Annotated in this window: 13 protein-coding genes; 12 read left to right on the plus strand and 1 reads right to left on the minus strand. The window is 70.3% G+C overall.

What is annotated here, in order from left to right:
- Positions 1 to 3 precede the first annotated feature (3 nt).
- From AC1DXJ_RS14405 to AC1DXJ_RS14460, 12 genes are all read left to right on the plus strand, one after another.
- A complete protein-coding gene (locus tag AC1DXJ_RS14405) occupies positions 4 to 906 on the plus strand; it encodes an FAD binding domain-containing protein (RefSeq protein ID WP_477614845.1) in 903 nt (300 codons plus the stop codon).
- Entirely contained in the window at positions 903 to 1481 is a 579-nt protein-coding gene (locus AC1DXJ_RS14410; protein WP_477637319.1) for a (2Fe-2S)-binding protein, read from the plus strand. Before AC1DXJ_RS14405 ends, AC1DXJ_RS14410 begins: the two co-directional genes overlap by 4 nt.
- On the plus strand, positions 1478 to 3955 hold the full coding sequence (gene cutA, locus AC1DXJ_RS14415; RefSeq protein WP_477637320.1) for an aerobic carbon-monoxide dehydrogenase large subunit: 2478 nt from the start codon (positions 1478 to 1480) through the stop codon (positions 3953 to 3955). The genes AC1DXJ_RS14410 and cutA overlap by 4 nt, the downstream gene beginning before the upstream one ends.
- On the plus strand, positions 3952 to 4590 hold the full coding sequence (locus tag AC1DXJ_RS14420; protein ID WP_477637321.1) for an SRPBCC family protein: 639 nt from the start codon (positions 3952 to 3954) through the stop codon (positions 4588 to 4590). The genes cutA and AC1DXJ_RS14420 overlap by 4 nt, the downstream gene beginning before the upstream one ends.
- A complete protein-coding gene (locus AC1DXJ_RS14425) occupies positions 4590 to 5486 on the plus strand; it encodes a carbon-nitrogen hydrolase family protein (protein WP_477614841.1) in 897 nt (298 codons plus the stop codon). The genes AC1DXJ_RS14420 and AC1DXJ_RS14425 overlap by 1 nt, the downstream gene beginning before the upstream one ends.
- A gap of 40 nt (positions 5487 to 5526) precedes the next feature.
- Complete coding sequence (locus tag AC1DXJ_RS14430; protein WP_477637322.1) at positions 5527 to 5985, plus strand: VOC family protein; 459 nt, start codon at positions 5527 to 5529, stop codon at positions 5983 to 5985.
- A 207-nt stretch (positions 5986 to 6192) separates the two neighbouring features.
- Positions 6193 to 7671: a serine hydrolase domain-containing protein gene (locus tag AC1DXJ_RS14435; RefSeq protein WP_477614839.1), complete on the plus strand. Its 1479-nt coding sequence runs from the start codon at positions 6193 to 6195 to the stop codon at positions 7669 to 7671.
- Positions 7672 to 7746: 75 nt separating this feature from the next.
- Positions 7747 to 9918: a hydantoinase/oxoprolinase family protein gene (locus AC1DXJ_RS14440; RefSeq protein ID WP_477637323.1), complete on the plus strand. Its 2172-nt coding sequence runs from the start codon at positions 7747 to 7749 to the stop codon at positions 9916 to 9918.
- Positions 9915 to 11843 carry a hydantoinase B/oxoprolinase family protein gene (locus tag AC1DXJ_RS14445; RefSeq protein WP_477614837.1) on the plus strand — a complete coding sequence of 643 codons (1929 nt, stop codon included), beginning with the start codon at positions 9915 to 9917 and terminating at the stop codon, positions 11841 to 11843. The genes AC1DXJ_RS14440 and AC1DXJ_RS14445 overlap by 4 nt, the downstream gene beginning before the upstream one ends.
- An 8-nt stretch (positions 11844 to 11851) precedes the next feature.
- The gene (locus tag AC1DXJ_RS14450) at positions 11852 to 13033 is read left to right on the plus strand and encodes a CaiB/BaiF CoA transferase family protein (RefSeq protein ID WP_477637324.1); all 1182 of its coding nucleotides are present in this window, start codon (positions 11852 to 11854) and stop codon (positions 13031 to 13033) included.
- Positions 13034 to 13062: 29 nt separating this feature from the next.
- Positions 13063 to 14154: an alpha/beta fold hydrolase gene (locus AC1DXJ_RS14455; RefSeq protein WP_477637325.1), complete on the plus strand. Its 1092-nt coding sequence runs from the start codon at positions 13063 to 13065 to the stop codon at positions 14152 to 14154.
- Positions 14155 to 14294: 140 nt separating this feature from the next.
- Complete coding sequence (locus AC1DXJ_RS14460) at positions 14295 to 15146, plus strand: class I SAM-dependent methyltransferase (protein ID WP_477637326.1); 852 nt, start codon at positions 14295 to 14297, stop codon at positions 15144 to 15146.
- 115 nt (positions 15147 to 15261) lie between these two features.
- On the opposite strand, the gene AC1DXJ_RS14465 is transcribed toward AC1DXJ_RS14460, so the two are convergent.
- Positions 15262 to 16578, minus strand: a complete 1317-nt coding sequence (locus AC1DXJ_RS14465; RefSeq protein ID WP_477614833.1) for a fatty acid desaturase family protein — start codon at positions 16576 to 16578, stop codon at positions 15262 to 15264.
- Positions 16579 to 16582: the final 4 nt, after the last annotated feature.

Genomic DNA, 16582 nt, shown 5'->3' on the forward strand with positions numbered 1-16582 from the left:
TCCGTGAAGCCCGCCCCGTTCGTGCACCACGCCCCTCGCACCGTCGCAGAGGCGGTCGCGGTGCTGGCCGAGGTCGGGCACGAAGGGAAGGTCCTGGCGGGCGGCCAGAGCCTCATCCCGATCCTGAACATGCGCCTCGCCTCCCCCGCCCACTTGGTCGACATCAACCAGGTCGCCGGCATCGCCGACGTGACCGTCAGTGACACCGAGGTGCGGGTGGGTGCGTTGGTGCGCCACGCGCAGCTCGAGCACCACGACGAGGCGTATGCCGCGTTGCCGCTGCTGCGCCAGGCGCTGGTCAACGTGGCGCACCCCGTCATCCGCAACCGGGGGACCACCGTGGGCTCGATCGCCCACGCCGATGCTGCCGGCGAGATGCCCGCGATGCTCGCCCTCACCGACGGGGTCGTCGAGGCGGTCTCAACGTCCGGCTCCCGCGAGATCGCTGTGGCCGACTTCTTCCAGGGCGCCCTCGAGACGTCCCTGGAGGCCGAGGAGCTGGCTGTCGCGGTGCGGTTCCGGCGGTTCGCTGTCGGCACGGGCACGGCCTTCATGGAACGCGCCCGCCGACACGGCGACTACGCGATGGCCGGCGTGGCCGCCGCGGTCCGCACGACCGACGGTGTCGTGGCGGACGCCCGCCTGTCCTTCGTCTCGGTCACCGACGTCCCCCGCACCCTGGACGTGACGTCCCTGTTCGTGGGGCAGGAGCCGGGCGCCGTCGACTGGTCGACGTCGGCCGACCTCGTCCGCGACGCCATCGAGCCCGAGGGCGACATCCACGCCACCGCCGAGTACCGAGCCATGCTGGCAGCCGAGCTCGCCCGACTGACGTTGGCCGAGGCCGCCGCGAGCTCCCTTGCCTGGCAACGGAGCTCACACGACACGGAGGGTCCAGCAGCATGACCGAACCGGCCATCGAAGAGCTGCTCGACCTGACCGTCACGGTCAACGGGGTCCCCCGCCACGCGAAGGCTCCGGCCCGACGCCTGCTGTCCGACTTCCTGCGCCACGACCTGCGACTCACCGGCACCCACGTCGGCTGCGAGCACGGGGTCTGCGGTGCCTGCACCGTGCTCGTCGACGGCCAGCCGATGCGGTCCTGCCTGATGTTCGCGGTCACCGCCCAGGCCCACGAGATCACCACGGTCGAGGGCCTCGGCACCATCGAGGCCATGGGCCCGGTCCAGCAGGCGTTCACCGAGTGCCACGGCTTGCAGTGCGGCTTCTGCACGCCCGGCTTCCTGACCACCATCACCGCCTACCTCGAGGACCACCCGCACCCGACCTCAGAGGAAGCTCGCGAGGCGATCTCGGGCAACCTGTGCCGCTGCACCGGCTACCAGAACATCGTGAAGTCCGTCCTGCGCGCAGCCGAGATCCGTGCCGAGCGCGGACGCGCGGGGTATGCCGCGGAGCCGGGCACGCGGCATACCGCTGAGCTGGCGAGCGGTGGGGCCGAGACCGGGGAGGCGACGTGACGACCCAGATGTTCGGGGCGCGAATCACGCGCAAGGAGGACCCGCGCCTGGTCACCGGCGGCGGTCGCTACCTCGACGACATGGGTCACGGCGCGCTGGCTGCCGCCTTCGTGCGCAGCCCGCACGCGCACGCCCGCATCGTCGACATCGACGTCACCGACGCGTTCGAGATCGACGGACTCGTCGGGATCTGGACCCACGAGGACCTGCCGGGCAAGGTCGGCGAACCGCTCCCCCTGCTCATCCCCCACCCCACCCTGACCCACGGCCGCACGCAGTTCGCCCTGGCGCGTGACGAGGTCAACTACGTCGGCGAGGCGATCGTCATGGTCGTCGCCCGCGACCGCTACGTCGCCGAGGACGTCTGCCAGCGGATCCGGGTGGACTACGAGCTGCTCACCCCCGTCGTCGGGATCGCCAACGCCCGCGACGGGTCGGCGCTGGTCCACGAGGACGTGCCCGGCAACGTCGCCTGTCGCATGCTCCAGGAGGTCGGCGACGTCGACGCGGCCATCGACGCCGCGCCCCACACGCTGGAGCTGGACCTCGACATCGAGCGCAGCGCCTGCATGCCGATGGAGGGCAAGGGCGTCCTGGCCCGGTGGGACACCGACAAGGGTGAGCTGCGCATCTTCTCCTCCACCCAGACCTCGACGGGGGTCCGGGCAGCCGTGGCCGCCAAGCTGGACCTGCCGCTCGCCAAGGTCGAGTGCATCGCCCCTGACGTGGGCGGCGGCTTCGGGGTCAAGATCAACCACCCGTGGCCCGAAGAGGTCCTGATCCCCTGGGCCGCAAGACTTCTCGAGCAGGAGGTGAAGTGGACCGAGGACCGTCGCGAGCACTTCATCTCCAGCGCGCACGAGCGTGGGCAGCTGCAGCAGATCCGAGTCGGCTTCGACGACGAGGGGCGCATCCTCGGTCTCGACGTGAAGTTCTGGCACGACAACGGTGCCTACACCCCCTACGGCATCATCGTCCCGATCATCACCTCGACCCAGCTGCTCGGTCCCTACAAGCCGGGCGCCTACCGGTGTGAGTTCTGGTCGCTCTACACCAACACCGTGCTCGTGACGCCCTACCGCGGCGCCGGACGGCCGCAGGGCTGCTTCGCCATGGAGCGCACGATGGACGCCATCGCCGACCGCCTGGGTCTCGACCGGGCCGAGGTGCGGTCGCGCAACTTCATCCTCCCGAGCGAGATGCCCTACGACCACGGGCTGCTCTTCCAGGACGGGCGGCCGCTCAAGTACGACTCGGGCGACTTCCCCGCCTCCCTCGCCAAGCTCAAGGCCCTCGTGGGCTGGGACGACTTCGCGGCCTACCGCGCCCAGGCCGAGGCGGAGGGTCGCCGGGTCGGGCTGGGCATCGGCTGCTACGTCGAGGGCACCGGCGTCGGCCCCTACGAGGGCGGTCACATCCAGATCGAGACGAGTGGTCGGGTCAACGTGTCCACCGGCCTGACCTCGCAGGGCCAGGGACACGAGACGTCGTTCGCCCAGATCGTCGCGCAGGAGCTCGGCGTGCGCCTGGAGGACGTCTTCGTCACCACCGGCGACACCCGCCGGATGCCGTATGCCGTCGGCACGTTCGCCTCCCGCGCAGCGGTGATGAGCGGCAACGCGATCGCCCTCGCCGCGCGCAACGTCAGGGCCAAGGCACTTCGCATCGCGGCGGACGCCCTCGAGGTGTCGGCTGAGGACCTCGAGATCGTCGACGGCATCGTGCAGGTCAAGGGTGCCCCCGGAACCACGATGTCCTTGGGCACCATCTCCGTCATGTCCAACCCGCTGCGCTACGCCTTCGACGACGCGGCCAAGGCGGCCACCCAGTTCGCCGGGAGCAACGACCCCGACAAGCCCCCCGTCGCCGACGACGACGAGCCCGGCCTGGAGGGCAAGGACTTCTACTCGCCGACCCAGGCCACCTTCGCCAACGGCATGCACGCGGCGATCGTCGAGACCGACCCGGTCACCGCCGAGATCCGCATCCTGCGCTACTGCGTCATCCACGACTGCGGCAACATGATCAACCCGCTCATCGTCGAGGGACAGGTCCACGGCGGCGTCGCCCAGGGCGTGGGTGGAGCGCTCTACGAGCGGATGGTCTACGACGAGTCCGGGCAGCTGCTCAATGCGAGCTTCATGGACTTCCTGATGCCCTACGCCTCCGAGGTGCCGCACATCGAGACCGACCACCTCGAGACCCCGTCGCCGCTGAACCCGTTGGGCATCAAGGGTGCTGGCGAGGCCGGCTGCATCCCCGTGACGGCGGTCATCGCCTCGGCCATCGAGGACGCCGAGGGCTTCCCGATCACCTCGATGCCGATCTCCCCGGTCGAGCTGTGGGAGCTGCGCCAGCGGCACGCCCGCGGTGAGATCCCCTCGCTCGCCCGCACGCGGCATACCTCGGCCCCACCTGCACCCACCACGTCGTCAGGCTCCGCACCCGCCCCGCCTGCCCAGGAGGCACCATGAAGATCTCCGGCACCGCCGCCCTCAAGGCGACGCCCCAACAGGTGTGGGACGCGTTCCACGACCCCGAGGTGCTGGCCCGCTGCCTGCCCGGCTGCGAGGCGCTCACCGAGGTCGGCCCCGACGAGTACGCCATGACCGTCACCGCGGGTGTCGCGGCGATCAAGGGCACCTACGAGGGCAAGGTCGCGCTGCGTGACCCGCAGCATCCCGAGCAGTTCACGATGAAGGCGCAGGGCGCCGGCGGCCCGGGCACGGTCGACGCGGACGTCGTGGTTCGCCTCGCGCCCTCGGCCGGCGGTGGCACGGACCTGAGCTACGACGCCGACGCAGCGGTCGGCGGGGTGATCGGTGGCGTCGGTCAGCGGATGCTCGCCGGTGTGACCAGGAAGATGGCCGGGCAGTTCTTCGAGGCGGTGGACGACGACATCGCCGGGGTCCGCCAGGAGAAGAAGGCCGGCAAGGGCGTCAGCCCCGGCGTCTCCGTCGAGGAGGTGCCCAGCGGCCCCCGGCCCATCCAGGGGGTCGGCACCTCCACGGCAGCGTACGGCGGCCGTCCGTATGCCTGGGGCGTCCTCACGGGCGGGGCGATCGCACTGGCCGGGGTTATCGTGGGATGGGCGATCGGAGGACGTTGATGCGTGCATTCACAGCCGCTGCCATCCAGCTCGCGCCGGTGCCGGGACCACTGTCCCCGGAGTCGGTGCGCAAGAACCTCGACAAGTGCGTCGACTTCACGCGGCGCTGCGTCGACGCGACGGGCGCCGAGCTCGTCGTGCTCCCGGAGTCGGCGACGACCGGGTTCACCCCCGACTGCACGACCGAGGAGCTCTGGGACCTCGTGTCCGAGATCCCCGGACCCGTCACCGAGCCGGTGCAGGCGGTGGCCCGCGACCTCGGCGTGTATGCAGTGCTGGGCACCTACGAGCGTGGGCCCGAGCGGGGGGTCGTCTACAACTCCTCGGTGCTGATCGACCGCTCTGGTGACGTCATCGGCGTCTACCGGAAGACCCACCCGTTCTGCACCGAGCACGTGGACGGTGGCGGGTGGGTGACCCCCGGCAACACCGTGACTGTCTGCGACACCGACCTCGGCAGGATCGGCATGATCATCTGCTTCGACGGCGACTACCCCGAGCTGTCCCGGATCCAGGCCGTGCAGGGGGCTGAGGTGATCGCCCGGCCGTCGGCACTGCTGCGGTCGGCCGACATCTGGGAGCTGACGTCTCGGGCACGCGCCTACGACAACCACGTCTACGTCATCGGCGCCAACGCCACCGGCATCGACCCGGCGGGGGTGCTCTACTTCGGCAACTCGCACATCGTGACGCCGAACGCCCACATCGCCGCCAAGGCCGCGTCGCACGAGGGGTGGGTATCGGCCCTGCTCGACCCGGCGACGGCCCTGTCTTCGCTCACGCCGGGCTCCAACATCGGCCAGGGCTTCGACCACCTGCGGGACCGCAACCTCGACCTGATCCGCAACCACCGCGACGAGCTCGAACGCCCGGCGGAGACGTCCTTCCCCCACTGACGTCCTTACAGCGCGGAGGCGAACCCGGCAGGATGGCGCCATGGACTGGACCCTCGAAGTTGTCATCCTGCCCGTCTCCGACCTGACGTCGGCCATCGAGTTCTACCGCGACAAGGTCGGCTTCACCCTCGACCACCGCACCACCAACGACTTCATGGACGTCGCCCAGCTGACCCCCGAGGGCTCCGGATGCTCGATCGTCATCGGCACGCTGCCCTCGCAGCAGGAGATGGCGCCGGGCTCGATGCGTGGCCTGCAGCTCGTCGTCGCCGATGCGGCAGCGGCCCGCGAGGAGCTCACCGGTCGAGGCGTCGAGTGCAGCGAGATCACGGTGTTCGACGAGCGGGACGGAGGCACCTTCTTCGGTTTCGCCGACCCCGATGGCAACACCTGGGGCGTCCAGCAGCTCAAGGTCCGTGGCGAGAAGCCGCTCATCCCCCTCGACCACCGAGGCCGCTTCGGAGCGGACCAGCCGGAGCCCGGACCGGAGCCCGCCTAGCAACTTTCAGAAAGCGAAACCAGCCTGCACGATCGCGAAGGCCGGTTTCACGTTGTGGAGAGACCTTCGCGGCCGCGAGCACCAACGGCGAGACTGGCTCCTTGAGGACTCGCCCCTTCTCGGGACGGTGCGCGGGCACGGCCCGGGGTCTCCGACGATCCGTGGCACCAGTGGCACGAATGCACCTCGGCAACGAGACTGACCGGCATGCCGCTGCCCACCAGCACACCCTCGGCCCAGGGCGTCGACGCGCTCGGCCTCCTCGCCGTCATCGACGCCCTCGAGTCGGACGGTCACGACCCGCACAGCCTCCTGGTCGCAAGGCACGGCCACGTCGTCGCGCGCGGGTGGTGGGCGCCCTATGCCCCCGAGCGCGTCCAGCTCGTCTACTCACTGAGCAAGTCGTTCACGGCCACGGCGGTCGGGCTGCTCGTCGACGAGGGACGGCTCTCGCTCGACCAGCCGGTCCTCGACCTGCTGCCTCCCGGCGACCTGCCTGCCGGGGTCGACGTACCCGACCGCTACCGGCGGCTGACCCTCGGCCACTGCCTCACGATGGCGACCGGTCACGACGGGGAGGGCTGGGGTCCCGACGTCACGCGGGCGACCTACGACCAGCCCAGCGAGGGCGACCGCACCGACCCCGTGCTGGCCGCGATCCTCGCGTCCCCGCCCGAGCACGAGCCGGGGACGGCCTGGGCCTACAACCAGACCGCCACCTACCTCGCCGCGGGTGCCGTGCGGGGGGTCACGGGCTCGTCGGTGCTGTCGCTGCTGCGCGAGCGGGTCCTGCCGCTGCTCGACCCCCGCAGCGGGGGCGACGTGGTGTGGCACCGCACCGTGACCGGCCGTGAGCTGGGGTTCTCGGGGATCCACGTCGGCTCCGAGGCCATCCTCGCCCTCGCGCAGCTCCACCTCGACCACGGCCAGTGGGACGGGTCCGCGCTGCTGTCGCCCGATTGGGTCAGGACGGCCACGACACCGACCGGCCTGCCCAACCGTGAGGCCGACCCCAACCCCGACTGGCGCGAGGGCTACGGCGTCTCGTTCTGGAGCGCCCGGCACGGCTACCGCGGTGACGGCGCCTACGGCCAGTACGCCATCGTGCTCCCCGAGCAGGACATGGCGGTCGCCATCACCAGCGAGACCCTCGACATGCAGGCCGTCCTCGACCTGCTCTGGGATCACCTCCTGCCAGCCGTCGGGCACGTGGACGAGAGCGGCGACGAACTCGCCGACGCCGCACTCGAGGAGCGGTTGGCCACCCTGGCGGTCCCCACCCCGTCGTCCTCGGCCCAGGGCCCGGAAACCGGGTGGTGGGTGCGCGCCGAGGACAGCACCCTTCCCCCTGCATATGCCGCGATGAGCCTCTCGCCCGGCGGCGCGGCATACGAGATGGTCCTGGACTGCCACGGCACCAAGGTGGTCCTCGACGTGGGCGACGGCACGTGGGCGTCATCGACGCTCGCCGTGGGTGGCGTCGAGCTGCCCGTCGTCGCCTCCGGCGGCTGGGACGGTGACGGCTGCTTCAGTGCGGACGTCCGCCTCATCGAGACCCCACACACCATGCGCCTCCACACCCGCACCGACGGCACGGTGCATCTCGGCTGGCGCGCGGTGCCGATGCTCGGAGCCGACCCGCTCCGGAGTGCCGTGCGGGGGCCGGCGCTCCCCGCGCAGGACTGACGACACAGCCTTCACCGGCGTGGTTGGCAACATGTGCCAAGGCGAGGTGGACGCCTGACCGGTTGAATCTCACCCATGGCTCAGCGGCGGATCAGGATCGGTATCGACACGGGCGGCACGTTCACGGACGTGGTGGCGTTCGACGAGGACTCGGGCGAGATGGTGACGACCAAGACGCCGTCGACACCGAGCAACCCGGCGGACGGCTTCATCAACGGCGTCGCGAAGGTGCTGGACCTCATGGGTGCGGCCGGGCCGGACATCACGGCGGTCTGCCACGGGACGACGGTCGCGACCAACAAGCTGCTCGAGGGCAAGGTCGAACGGCTCGGCTTCATCACCAGCGAGGGCTACGAGTTCATGCTCGAGATCGCCCGCCAGGCGGTCCCTGACGGCTACGGCAACTCCTACTTCTGGGTGAAGCCGCCTCGCATCGTGCCGGCGGACGCCGTGCGCACGGTCGGTGGCCGGATGGACTTCCAGGGCAACGAGCTCCGGCCGTTCGACGAGGCCACGGCCGTGGCTGCGGCCCACTGGTTCCGAGACCGCGGGATCACCACGCTCGGCGTGTGCTTCCTGCACTCCTACGCCAATGACTCGCACGAGCTGGCGATGCGCGAGATCCTCCAGCGCGAGCACCCCGAGGCGATCGTGTCGATCTCGAGCGAGGTGCTGCGTGAGTACCGCGAGTACGAGCGCTCGATGACGACCCTCGTCGACGCGGCCGTGAAGCCCAACGTGAGCCGCTACGTCACCAACATCCACACGCGGCTCGACGACTTCGCCAGCGGGATCCCCTTCTACATCATGAAGTCCAACGGCGGCGTGCTGTCGGCGGACGAGGTCGTGCACCAGCCGATCACGACGGTGCTGTCCGGGCCGGCAGCGGGCGCGCTCGGGGCCGGCCTGATCGCCAAGCGGGCCGGGTTCCCCAAGGTGCTGACGTGTGACGGCGGGGGCACGTCGACCGACGTCAGCGTCGTCCTCGACGGCGAGCCCACCCTGACGACCGAGGGCACCGTCGGGGCCTACCCCAGCAAGATCCCGATGATCGACGTGGTCACCGTCGGCGCCGGTGGGGGTTCCATCGCCTGGGTCTCCCCCGAGGGCACGCTGAAGGTGGGACCGCACTCCGCCGGCGCCGATCCCGGCCCGCTCTGCTATGCCAAGGGGGGCACCCAGCCGACGATCACCGACGCGCACGTCGTCCTCGGCCGGATCCCTCCGCACCTGCTCGGCGGCGAGATCCCCCTCGATGTGGACGCCGCTCGCGCGGGCATCGACGCCCTGGCCGACCAGCTCGGCATCGACCCGGTCCGGTGCGCCACCGGCATCCTCGAGATCTCCGCGTGGAACCAGGCCAACGCGCTGCGCCAGGTCTCGGTGAAGCGTGGCCTGGACGTACGCGACTTCATGCTCACGACGTTCGGCGGCTCCGGCTCGCTGCTCGGCTGCCGGCTCGTGGACATCCTCGACCTCGCCGGGGTCGTCGTCCCGCAGAACCCGGGCAACGTCTCCGCCTTCGGGCTCCTCACCGTGGACGTCAAGAACGACTACGTCCAGACGATGGTGTCCAAGCACGCCACGCTCGACTACCCGGGGGTGCAGAAGACGTTCGACGAGCTCACCGGCAAGGCCGCGAAAGCCCTTGACGGAGAAGGCTTCCCGCGCGACGAGCACCGCTACTCGCGCACCGTCGACCTGCGCTACTTCGGCCAGGCCTTCGAGGTGCGCGTCGCCGCCCCCGAGGGCACCGTCGACGAGGCGTATGCCGCGGGCGTGGCCGATGCGTTCCACGCGGAGCATCGCGCGTTGTACGGCTACGACTTCCGCGACGACCCGACCCAGCAGGTCGAGTGGGTCAACCTCCGGGTGACGGGAGTGGGCCCGATCACGCGTCCCGAGCTGCGCGAAGTCGAGACCCGCGACGCCGCGACTTTGAAGGCCAGTCCGGGTGATGGTCACCACGATCCTTCAAACTCGGCCGGTTCTGCCGCCTTGCCCGCGCCCACGAGCACGCGGGTGGTCTGGTTCGACGCCGACACCGGGACCGCCGACACCCCGATCTACTGGCGTCCGGACCTGCGGGCCGGCGACACCCTCGACGGTCCTGCGGTCATCGAGGAGTTCGGCTCCACCGTGCCGGTCCACCCCGGCTTCACGGTGCGGGTCGACTCCATCGGCAACCTCGTCATCACGCGGAACCCCCCAGCAGCCCCCATCACCTCAACAGAAGGTGCGCGATGAACAACGCCGGCCTGCCCACGGCATACGAGCACGGCAACCGGCTCACACCCCCGGGAAGCACCGTCGACCCGATTCTCGTGGAGATCGTCCAGGGGACGCTGGCCAGCGTCGAGATGGAGGTCGAGACCGCCATCGCGCGCACCAGCCGCTCCCCCATGATCCGCGACGCGCACGACTTCCGGGCGGGCATCCACGACCGGCAGCTGCGCAAGCTCACCGGCCGGTCCTACTCGGCCCTCGTGCACCCGATCGCCCGCGACTTCCCGCTGTCGGAGATGAGCGAGGGGGACGTCTTCTTCCACAACGACGTCTACGAGTCCGAGGGCGGCATCGGGCACCTCCCCGACCTGTGCGTGACGGTGCCGGTGTTCAGCGGCGGTGAGGTCGTGGCGTTCGTGCAGGCGTTCGGCCACCACGACGACATCGGTGGCGCGGTGCCGGGCTCGATGCCCAGCAACGCTTCCAGCGTCTACGAGGAGGGCCTGGCAGTCCCGCCGATCAAGCTGTGGGACAAGGGAGTTCCCAACAAGGCCGCCCTGCGGATCATGACCCGCAACTCCCGCATGCCCGACTCCCTGGCTGCCGACCTCGACGCCGAGTGCTCGGCCTGCCTGATGGGCGCTCGGCGGCTGTCCGAGCTGTTCGAGCGCTATGGCCGCGACACCATCGAGGCGGCGTTCGACACGATCCTCGACCAGACCACGGAGACGTACCGGCGAGAGATCCTGTCCAAGATCCCCGACGGCACCTACGTCTGGGAGGACTACGCCGAGCACGACGGGGTGGACGACCCCAGGCTGCACACCCAGCGGATCACCCTGACCAAGGAGCCCACGGGGGGTCCTGGTCCGGGGGACGGGGGCCCTCGGCTCATCATCGACTTCACCGGCACGGCACCGCAGGCCAAGGGGCCGATCAACCACTGCGGTGACTACGTCGGCGGCAACTTCCTCAAGAAGTGGCTCGCGCCGATCCTGCGCAACCTCGCCGACACCCCGGAACGGATGGCCGAGCTCGACGTCAACGAGGGCATCGTGCCGCTCATCGAGATGCGCTTCCCGGACAAGGGCACCCTGCTGACGCCGATCTTCCCCGCCCCCACGAACGCCCGGACCTTCGTCATCCTCAGGCTGCTCGGGGTGCTGGCCGGCGTCGTGGCCAAGGCCGTCGACGGCAAGATGCCCGCCGACCAGGAGACGATCCGCTACACCGGCGTCTACGGCAAGGACCGCGACGGCAACGACTACCTCATGCGCGAGGTGCTCGGCGGCGGCTCGGGAGGGCGCTACTACGCCGATGGCGAGGACACCATCCACGTCGTGCCCGACTCGCGGAACCTGCCCACCGAGTTCACCGAGAGCCGGTTCCCTTTCATCGTCGAGCGGCTCGGGCTCGCCGTCGACTCCGGCGGCGCTGGGCGCTTCCGCGGTGGCCTGGGCTACGAGAAGCAGATCCGGATGCTCAAGGACGCGCACTTCATGTCCATCGCCGACCGGTCGATCCTCGCCTGCTGGGGAGTCAAGGGCGGCAAGGCCGGCAGCTCCTTCAACGTCACCATCGACCTCGGCGGTCCCGACGAGCGCGAGGTCGACGCCCTGGCCGATGCCGAACCGGTCAAGGCGGGTCAGGTCATCAGGATCCGCACCACCGGCGGCGGTGGCTGGGGTGACCCGCTCGAGCGTCCCTACGAGGACGTCGAGCGCGACCTGCGCTGGGGCAAGGTGTCCTTCGAGGGCGCCCGCGCGGCATACGGCGTGGTCGCCTCGGGGACCAAGGACGCTCCGGTCGTCGACACAGCGGGTTCCGACGCCCTTCGCGCCGAGCTGCGCGCCGCCCGCGCAGGCGAGGAGCCGTTCTTCGACCGCGGCCCCGGCTACGCTCGCCTCGCCGACGGCAAGACGTCGGCCGACGTCGACTGGATGTGAGCAGCCTCGTGAACGCGCCCCTTGAGGACATCGTCGTCATCGACCTGTCGCGAGCCCTCGCCGGACCCCACGCGGGAATGATGTTGGGAGACATGGGCGCCCGCGTCATCAAGGTCGAGTCGCCCGGCACCGGTGACGACACCCGCGGCTGGGGACCCCCGTTCGTCGGGCCCGAGGACGACCCCATCTCGACGTACTTCCTCAGCGCCAACCGGAACAAGGAGTCGATCACCCTCGACCTGAAGTCCGACGACGGTCGCGATGTGCTCACCCGGCTGGCGACCCACAGCGACGTGCTGATCGAGAACTTCCGGCCGGGCGTCCTCGACCGGCTGGGCTTCTCCGCGGCCCGCCTCCACGAGCTCAACCCCCGACTCGTCATCCTGTCGATCAGCGGGTTCGGGCACGACGGGCCCCAGGGCGGAAGACCCGGCTACGACCAGATCGCCCAGGGTGAGGCCGGGCTGATGTCGGTGACCGGACCAGGCGCCGACACCCCCCAGCGCGTGGGGGTGCCGATCGGTGACCTGCTCGCCGGGATGTACGGCGCCTACGGGGTGGTGACCGCACTGCACGAGCGCAACACCACCGGTGTCGGGAGGGTGGTGCGCACGAGCCTGCTGGCTGCCCTCGTCGGCGCCCACGCCTTCCAGGGCACGGCCTACACCGTGGCCGGTCACGTCGGGCACGCGCAGGGCAACCACCACCCCTCGCTGTCGCCCTACGGCCTGTTCCACTGCCAGGACGGTGACATCCAGGTGGCCTGCGGCAGCGAGTCGTTGTGGGTCAAGCTCGCCCAGGCCTTCGACATCGACCCTGCCACGCCCGGCATGGCCACGAACCGCGAGCGCACCGTGAACCGCCCCCAGGTGACGGCCGCCCTCAACGCCGCCTTCGCGGCATACCCCCTCGACGTCCTCCTCCCGCGCCTGGCCGAGCTGGGCATCCCCGCGGGCGAGGTGCGCAGCATCGACCGCGTCTACGACTGGGACCAGACGCGTTCGCAGGGACTCGTGCTCGACATCGACCACCCCGTCCTGGGGCACATCGAGATCCCTGGGCCACCGATCCGCTTCGACGACAACGCGTATGCCGGTGGGCGCAGTGAGCACCTCGCGCCACCGACGTTGGGCCAGCACGACGAGAGCGTCCGCGCGTGGCTCGACGAGATGGACGCACCGCCGGACTGAGCGCAGGGACCGGACGTACCATCGGGGAGGTGGGCGTGCAGGCGCAGCAACCGAGGCAGGAGATCCGGTTCTGCCGCGCGCCCGACGGCGTGCGGATYGCGTATGCCGTGCACGGCACCGGTCCGCCGATGGTCGTGGACTCGTGCTGGCTGAGTCACCTGCAGTACGACTGGCAGTCCCCGGTCTGGCGGCACTACCTCGAGGAGTGGGGTCGTCGGAACACCGTCATCCGGTTCGACGAGCGCGGCCACGGCCTCTCGGACCGAGGCGTCACCGACCACAGCCTCGAGGCGCGGCTCGGCGACCTCGAGGCCGTCGTCGACGACGCCGGGATCGACCGCTTCGCGCTGCAGGCGATGGCCCAGGGCGGGCCGGTCGCGATCGCCTACGTCGCGAAGCACCTCGAGCGGGTCTCCCGGCTGGTCTTCTACGGCAGCTACTCCGGACAGCAGTCGAAGGACCCGACCGAGGCCGAGATGAACGACACGCTCGACGCGCTGATCAAGGTCGGCTGGGCGCGGCCCGACTCGGCGTTCCGTCGCGTGTTCACGTCCTTGATGATCCCCCGCGCCACCGAGGAGCAGCACACCTGGCTCGACGAGCTCCAGCGGGTCTCGACCGACGCCGACACCGCGCGGAGCTCACGTCGCCAGCGCCTGGCGGCCGACAGCAGCGCCCTGCTCGGGGAGCTCGACCTGCCCACCCTCGTGATCCACTCACGCGGCGACCGGATGAACGACTTCGAGGAGGCCCGCTACCTCGCGGCGGGCATCGAAGGGGCCCGACTGGTGGCCCTCGAGAGCGACAACCACATCGTGCTCGAGGACGAACCCGCCTGGCAGGTCTACTGCGCGGAGCTGCGTGACTTCCTCACTGACGAGGGCTCGGCGCCCGCGAGGCCCGCCTCCGGGCACCCCCAGTCCCTCGATGGGTTGTCCACGCGCGAGGTGGAGATCCTGCAGCTCGCCGCGAGAGGGATGGACAACGACACCATCGCGACCGCGCTGACGCTGAGCGTCCGCACCGTCGAGCGCCACCTCAGCAACGTCTACGCCAAGCTCGACCTCCACGGGAAGTCCGCCCGCACCGCGGCCGTCGCCCGCCTGCTCACCCGCGCCTGACGGCATACACGCACTGCGGCATCCGCCACGCACCCCGAAGTTGGGTACCTCCACGGATGCCGCCCTCCTCCGGGCAGTCCTACCTTCGGGATCGCAGGGGCAACCGGACGAACGACAGCAAACAAGAGGGGAAAGACGGCATGACAACCCAGACATCAGGGACGGCGATCACCGACACCGACGAGGACCGCGCCCTCAAGGCCAGGCACAGCGCGATGTGGGCGCTCGGGGACTACTCCGCCGTGGCCAGCGAGGTCATCGCCTCCCTCGGCCCGATCGTGGTCGAGGCAGCCGGCATCACGGCTGGCCAACGCGTGCACGACGTCGCGGCCGGATCCGGCAACGTCGCCCTCCCGGCTGCGCGCACCGGGGCCGAGGTCGTGGCCACCGACCTCACCCCTGAGCTGCTCGACAAGGGGCGCAGCGACGCCGAGGCCGAGGGCCTGACGATCGCCTGGCGGGTCGCCGACGCAGAGGCGCTGCCCTTCGCCGACGGCGAGTTCGACGCGGTCGTGTCGTGCGTCGGCGTGATGTTCGCGCCGCACCACCAGGTGGTTGCCGACGAGCTGGTCCGGACCTGCCGGCCGGGCGGCACGATAGCCCTGCTCAGCTGGACGCCGGAGGGCTTCATCGGGCAGATGTTCGCGACCATGAAGCCGTACGCCCCGCCGCCGCCTCCCGGCGCGCAGCCCCCGCCGCTGTGGGGCCACGTGGACCACGTGCGCGACCTGTTCGGCGACCGGGTCGAGGCGCTCACGGCACGGCAGCAGGACCTCGTGGTGGACCAGTTCGCCACGCCGGAGGAGTTCCGCGACTTCTTCAAGGCCAACTACGGCCCGACGATCGCTGTCTACAAGGCCATCGCCGACGATGCCGACAAGGTCGCGGCCCTGGACCGTGACCTCGTCGCCCTGGCCGAACGGTTCGACCGCGGTGACGGCTACACCGTGCTCGACTGGGAGTACCTGCTGGTGACCGCCACGCGAGTGTGACGGTCGCCGCGACCGGCCCCAGCGCCAACGCGTCAGCCCGCCCGGAGTCCGGGCGGGCTGACGTGGTCGTTCGTGGCGCTGGGCGCCGGGTGAGGGGGGGTGAGGGGCTCCGGGCTCAGGCGGTGCGGACCGGGCGACGGTTGCGCAGCTTGCGGCGCACCTGCTTGCCGATCGCCTGAGCGGCGATGCCGACACGGTTGCGACCGGGCTCCGGGTTCGGGAGCGACAGGGAGATGACCTGGCCCCACGCGGACGCGACCTGCTTGTAGAGCGGCCCCGTCGTGTAGGTCAGGCCGTAGCGCTCGCAGATCTCCTGCACCCGCGGGGCGATCTCGCCGTAGCGGTTGCTCGGCAGGTCGGGGAACAGGTGGTGTTCGATCTGGTGGCTCAGGTTGCCGGACATGATGTGCAGGGCCTTGCTGCCCGAGATGTTGGCCGACCCGAGCATCTGCCGCAGGTACCACTCGCCGCGGCTCTCGCCCTCGATGGACGCGCGGGCGAAGGTCTCGACGCCCGAGGGGAAGTGACCGCACATGATGATCGAGTGCGTCCAGACGTTGCGGACGAAGTTGGCCGTCGCGTTGGCCGCGATCGTGTGCAGGAACGACGGGCCGGACAGGAGCGGGTGCAGGAGGTAGTCCTTGCGGGCCTGGCGACCGACCTTGCGCAGCACCATCTTGCCGTTGCGCTTGAACTCCTCCTTGTCACCGCGGCCGGCGAGCTGCTTGCCGATCTCGAGGTCGTAGGCCGCGATGCCGTACTGGAAGAAGCACATGTTGACGAAGTTGTAGATCGGCTGGCCGAGGTAGGCCGGCGTCCAGCGCTGGTCCTCGTCGACGCGCATGATGCCGTAGCCGAGGTCGTTGTCCTTGCCGATCACGTTCGTGTAGGTGTGGTGCAGCTCGTTGTGGCTGTGCTTCCACAGGGCGGCCGGGGTGGCGCTGTCCCACTCCCAGGTGGTCGAGTGGATCTTGGGGTCGCGCATCCAGTCCCACTGGCCGTGGAGGATGTTGTGGCCGACCTCCATGTTGTCGAGGATCTTGGCGACCGACAGGCCGGCGGTGCCGACGATCCAGGCCGGCGGGAAGATCGAGAACAACAGCACCGCGCGCGAGGCGAGCTCGATCTTGCGCTGCACGTCGATCACCTTGCGGATGTATGCCGCGTCCTCGGCCCCGCGGGAGTCCAGGACTCCCTGGCGCAGCTCGTCGAGCTCCATGGCCAGGGCCTCGACGTCCTCGGCGGTCAGGTGCGCGGTGGGGTCGGCCTTGCCGGAGCGCTTCGGCACGTGGCGACGCTCGGCGATGGCGGTCGACAGCCGGCTGTTCGTGGTCCGGGTCGCGGTGCGCACGGAGGGGGCGCCCGGCGCCTTGGGGGTGGAGGCAGCGGAACCATCGATCGTGAGGTCAAACTTCTCTGCGGTGGCAGTCATGACG

The organism is Pedococcus sp. P2_D9, from assembly GCF_056404275.1.